The sequence below is a fragment of the uncultured Pseudokineococcus sp. genome (assembly GCF_947499845.1).
Classification (GTDB): Bacteria; Actinomycetota; Actinomycetes; order Actinomycetales; family Quadrisphaeraceae; genus Pseudokineococcus.
The window spans coordinates 1-5004 of the sequence record NZ_CANMPM010000039.1; the positions used below are offsets into that span (position 1 = coordinate 1).

Sequence of the window (5004 nt, forward strand, 5' to 3'; positions counted from 1 at the left end):
TCCCGGGGGCGGACCGGGCGGCCCCGCCGCGTCAGCAGCCCGAGGACGTGGTCGTCGGCTCACGCACCGGAGGGCGCTCCGCGGCGCCAGCCGTGGGTGTCGTGGTGGTGACGGGCACCATCCCCGACCCGCTCGAGCCCGGCCCGCTCGAGCCCGGCCCGGGAGTCGGGGCTGCAGTCGCTGTGCAGGAGCCCCCGCCTCTTGCCTTCAAGCATCCCAAAAACCGATTCCCATCTGAACGCCGGTCGAAGGGCCGCTGCTGTCGCTTCGTGCGGGCCTTCGCCAGGTCATCGAAGACGTGCCGCTTCGTTGGTCTCATGCGGTGGCGAGGGCGTTGGTGTGGTTGAGCTTGCCGTCGACGATGGTGACGAGGTCGTCGAGGGCGTCGCGGTGGACCAGGTCATGGGTGACCAGGAGCGTGGCGGTGGCGCGGTCGTGGGTGAGGTCGGCGATGAGTTGCATGATCTCGGCTCCTCGTTGCTGGTCCAGGGCGCTGGTGGGCTCGTCGACGAGCAGGACTTGGGGGTCGTGGACGAGGGCGCGGGCGATAGCCACGCGCTGGCGCTGGCCACCGGATAGCTGGGCGGGGCGCTTGTGGGCCTGGTCGGCCAGGCCGACGGCGGCGAGGAGCTCGTCCACCCGTGAGCGGACCGCCCGGCGTCGGGCTGCGGTCGCGCGGCCGCCGAGCTCGCCCATGACCTGAAGCTGCTCGCGGGCGGTCAGGGAGGCCAGCACGTTGGCCTGCTGGAAGACGATGCCGATCTGCTCCCGGCGCAGCGCGGTCGCCTCTTCGCGGTCGAGGGTCGTGGCGTCGGCGTCGCCGATGAGCACGCGCCCGGAGTCGGGGCGCACGAGCGTCGCGGCGATCGCCAGGATGCTCGACTTGCCCGACCCGGAGGGGCCGGTGATCCCGGTGACGACACCGGGGCGCCCGAGCAGGGTGAGGTGGTCGACGGCGGTGATCCGCGAGGCGCCGTCGGGGAAGGTGAGGGTGACGTCGTCGAGGGTGATCACTGGGCGCTCCCGAGAGCGGTGAGGGGGTCGGCGGAGGTGACGGTGCGCAGCGCGACGGCGGCGCCGGCGAGCCCGAGGACGGCCATGGCAGCGGCGGGCACGACGGTGGTCAGGGGGCTGAGCAGGAAGGGCAGCGCGGTGCCGGCGAGGGCGCCGAGAACGAGGACGGCGACCATGCCGGTGGCGATGCCGGCGGCCAGCACGACCGCGGCCTGCCCGAGGGCGTCCTTGACCAGGGAGGCGGTGGTGGCGCCCAGGGCCTTCAGGACGGCGACGTCGCGTGCGCGCTGCATGGTCCAGACGGTGAAGAAGGCGCCGACCACGAGCGCGGAGATGCCGAAGAGCATCGCGACCATCAGGCCGAGTGAGCCGACCTCGGAGCGGAACGTCTCCAGGGAGGTCAGGGCGGCCAGCGGGGTCTTGGCGGCGGTGCCGGTGGTCTCGGCGACGGCGTCCCAGTCGGGGTCGCCGGACACGGCGAGGACGGTCGCGGCGCCGTCTCCTCCGACGCGCTCGTCGGCTGCAGTCCACGCGTCGGGGGTCATGGTGATCACGGGTGTGTGGCTGTACCAGGCCTCACCGCCGACGGCGGCGACCTGGTAGGTCGTGCCGGTGATGCCGATCTGGTCGCCGACGCCGACGCCGAGCTGGTCGGCGGCGTCCGCGGACAGGCCCACCGATCCGTCGCGGGAGGGCGCGAGGTCGCTGACGGCACCGGGGCCGCCGCTGCGGGGCAGGCCGACCGCGGCGACAGGCGTGGACGTCCGCCCGGCCTCGGCGCGGGTCTGGGTGATCCCGACCGGCAGCACCTGGTCGACCCCGGGCGCCCCGCGCCACATCTGGACGGTGCCCGCCTGCAGGGTGGACTCGCTGAAGCTGGGCCGGCCGTCGGCCGGCTGCTGCAGCACGAGCCGGTCACCGGGCAGCTCGAGCACCGCGGAGACGTTCTGGGAGGCCAGGCCCCCGGTCAGGCCGGCGAGGAAGCCGACGAGCAGGGTGATGAGCGCGACGACCGCGCCGATGAGCACGAAACGGCCGCGGGCGAAGCGCAGGTCGCGCCAGGCGACGAACACGGGGAATCCTTCCTGCGCCCCGGCGTCTCCGTGGCGCAGCTCGAGCCTGGCCGTCAGGGCCTGTCCCGGGCATCGCCGGGAAGGTCGGTCCTTCGGGCCGACTTTCGGTTGATGGCTGGTGGCCGTCCCCGCTCCTACGGTGAGCACGCCATGGCACACAGCGCCCTCACCCCCGTCTTCGTCGGCCTGCGCACCGGCCTACACGTGCTCTTCGCCGCACTGCTGGCCCTAATCGTGGTCAACGTCGCCCTCGGCGACCCGCCCCGCGCGCTGCCCCTCGCCCTGTGCGCGGCCTTCGCCCTGACCTACGTGCTCGGCGGCCAGGTCGCGGCGGTCGGCCCGCGACGACGAGCACCAGCATCAGCGGCGGCGGTGTGGGTGCTGGCCCTGAGCCTGCTGTGGGTCGCCCTGGTCGCCCGCGTCCCCGAGGCGGCCTACCTCGTCTTCCCGTTGTTCTTCCTCTACCTGCACGTGCTGCCCCGCCCCACCGGGCCGCTGGCCGTGCTCATGGCGACCGCGGTCGCCGTGGTCGCCCTCGGGCTGCACGAGCGCTTCACCGTCGCCGGGGTCGTCGGCCCGGTCGTCGCCGCCGGCGTCGCCCTGCTGATCGGCCTGGGCTACCAGGCCCTGGCCCGGGAGGCCGCCGAGCGTGAGGCCCTGCTCACCGAGCTCGTCACCACCCGCGACCAGCTGGCCGCGACCGAGCGCGAGCAAGGAGTCCTCACCGAACGAGCACGCCTGGCGCGCGAGATCCACGACACCCTCGCCCAGGGCCTGTCCAGCATCCAGATGCTCCTGCACGCCGCAGAACGCGCGGACCAGGACCGACCCGGCCTGCAGCACGTGCGACTGGCCCGCGAGACCGCCGCCGCCAACCTCGCCGAGGCCCGCCGGTTCGTACGCGAGCTGACCCCGCCCTCCCTCGACCACGGCCTGGGCACCGCACTGCGACGGATGTCCACCGACGAACAGCACCCCGACCACGGGCCCCGGGTCGACGTGCAGGTCATCGATGAGCATCCCCTGCCGATGGAGGTCCAAACCGCCTTGCTGCGCATCACCCAGGGCGCCGTCGCCAACGCCGCCCAGCACGCACACGCCACCCGGGTCCGGGTGCACCTGCAGACCGGACCCGCGAAGACACGACTGGTCATCGCCGACGACGGCGTCGGCTTCGACCTCACCGAGATCCGCCACACCGCCCCGTCCTCGGACTCCTTCGGGCTGCGCGCCATCACCGCACGGGTGGCCCAGCTCGAAGGGACGCTGGACATCGACTCCGCACCAGGGCGCGGCACGACCCTGACCGTCAGCCTCCCCACGACGCACCGGAGCCCGTGATGATCCGCCTGCTCATCGCCGACGACCACCCCGTCGTGCGCGCCGGGATCCGCGCCCTGCTCGAGAGCGAGGACGACCTCACCGTCCTCGCCGAAGCCTCTACCCCCGACCAGGCCATCGCCCTGGCCCGCGACCTGGCCCCCGACATCGTCCTGATGGACCTGCAGTTCGGACCGGGCGCCACCGGCGTCGACGCCACCCGGGCGCTGCGGGCGCTCCAGGTCGCCCCCTACGTCCTCGTCCTGACCAACTACGACACCGACGGAGACATCCTCGGCGCGGTCGAGGCAGGCGCCAGCGGCTACCTGCTCAAGGACGCACCGCCCGAAGACCTCGTCGCAGCTGTCCGCGCCGCCGCCGCCGGCGAAAGCGCCCTGGCCCCCTCCATCGCCGGACGCCTCATGGCGCACATGCGCTCACCCCAGGCCAACCTGTCCCGACGGGAGATCGACGTCCTGGCCCTCGTGGCCGACGGGGCCTCCAACAACGACATCGCCGGCCGCCTGCACATCACCGACGCCACCGTGAAGTCCCACCTCGTGCACGTCTTCTCCAAGCTCGGCGTCAGCTCACGCACCGCCGCCGTCGCCGCCGCGCGCCGACGCAACATCATCTGACCCCGGCAACTCGCGCCTACCAGGTTCAAACGCACTGGGAGTTAGACGAAAGTGAGTCGCCCTGGCTCTGGTGGAGGCTCCTGATCTTGGAAACGAGGATGGGGCCATGCCGAAGGAGCAGTCCGCGGGGAAGCCGACGACACGGCGGTACTCCGAGCAGGAGAAGGAGGCGGCGGTGCGGATGGTCCGCACGCTGCGGGCCGAGCTGGGCACCGAGCACGGCACGGTGCACCGGGTTGCCCGCCAGCTGGGCTACGGCACCGAGTCGGTGCGGCTGTGGGTGCGTCAGGCCGACATCGACGAGGGCCGCGCCCCGGGGGTGAGCACCGACGAGGCCGCCCGGGTCCGTGCGCTGGAGCAGGAGAACCGTGAGCTGCGGCGGGCGAACGAGATCCTCAAGCGGGCGGCGTCTTTCTTCGGGGCGGAGCCAGGCCGCCAGCACAAGAGGTAGTCGCCTTCATCGACGCCAACCGGGACGAGCTCGGGGCCCGTGCCCATCTGCAGGGTGCTGCAGGTGGCGCCGAGCACGTACTACGCGGCTAAGGCCCGCCCGCCGTCGGCGCGGGCCCGCCGCGACGCGCTCACCGGGCCGGCGCTGCGGGCGTTGTGGGAGGACAACTACCGCGTCTACGGGGCCCGCAAGCTGTGGAAGGCCGCCCGCCGCGCCGGCATGGACCTCGGCCGCGACCAGGTCGCCCGGTTGATGCGGGTCCTCGGGATGGAAGGGGCGCGGCGCACCAAGCGGGTCCGGACCACGAAGGCCGACTCGGGCGCGGCCCGTCACCCCGACCTCGTCCAGAGGGACCTCACCGCGACCGCGCCCGGTGGTCGCGTGGCACCCAGCTGACCGGGCTGCGGTGTCACTCCGATGCCGGAGCGCAGGGCGGAGTCAATCGGTCGTCGCAACACCTCGTGATCGTGGAGGTGTGTGGTGGGACGACGTCAGCAGCTGGCCGATC

At 73.1% G+C, this 5004-nt stretch carries 4 protein-coding genes, 1 pseudogene and 1 other annotated feature; of the genes and pseudogenes, 3 read left to right on the plus strand and 2 right to left on the minus strand.

All coding sequences use genetic code 11. The annotated features are described in order from the left end of the window. Positions 1-315: 315 nt before the first annotated feature. A complete protein-coding gene (locus tag Q0789_RS16450; RefSeq protein WP_298807067.1) occupies positions 316-1014 on the minus strand; it encodes an ABC transporter ATP-binding protein in 699 nt (232 codons plus the stop codon). Next, the gene (locus tag Q0789_RS16455; RefSeq protein WP_298807068.1) at positions 1011-2087 is read right to left on the minus strand and encodes an ABC transporter permease; all 1077 of its coding nucleotides are present in this window, start codon (positions 2085-2087) and stop codon (positions 1011-1013) included. Before Q0789_RS16455 ends, Q0789_RS16450 begins: the two co-directional genes overlap by 4 nt. A gap of 150 nt (positions 2088-2237) precedes the next feature. On the opposite strand from Q0789_RS16455, the gene Q0789_RS16460 reads away from it, so the two are divergent. The 3 genes and pseudogenes from Q0789_RS16460 to Q0789_RS16470 form a co-directional block, all read left to right on the plus strand. Then, positions 2238-3428: a sensor histidine kinase gene (locus Q0789_RS16460; protein ID WP_298807069.1), complete on the plus strand. Its 1191-nt coding sequence runs from the start codon at positions 2238-2240 to the stop codon at positions 3426-3428. Continuing rightward, a complete protein-coding gene (locus Q0789_RS16465) occupies positions 3428-4045 on the plus strand; it encodes a response regulator transcription factor (protein WP_298807070.1) in 618 nt (205 codons plus the stop codon). The genes Q0789_RS16460 and Q0789_RS16465 overlap by 1 nt, the downstream gene beginning before the upstream one ends. A gap of 106 nt (positions 4046-4151) precedes the next feature. Beyond that, positions 4152-4927: pseudogene (locus Q0789_RS16470) on the plus strand (IS3 family transposase); the annotation flags it as partial. Continuing rightward, positions 4451-4568, plus strand: a sequence feature (AL1L pseudoknot). (Overlaps the previous pseudogene by 118 nt.) Positions 4928-5004: the final 77 nt, after the last annotated feature.

Bases quoted from the DNA above. Each gene is read 5' to 3' on its own strand.
- Q0789_RS16460 (WP_298807069.1), top strand. From the start codon at position 2,238: ATGGCACACAGCGCCCTCACCCCCGTCTTCGTCGGCCTGCGCACCGGC.
- Q0789_RS16465 (WP_298807070.1), top strand. From the start codon at position 3,428: ATGATCCGCCTGCTCATCGCCGACGACCACCCCGTCGTGCGCGCCGGG.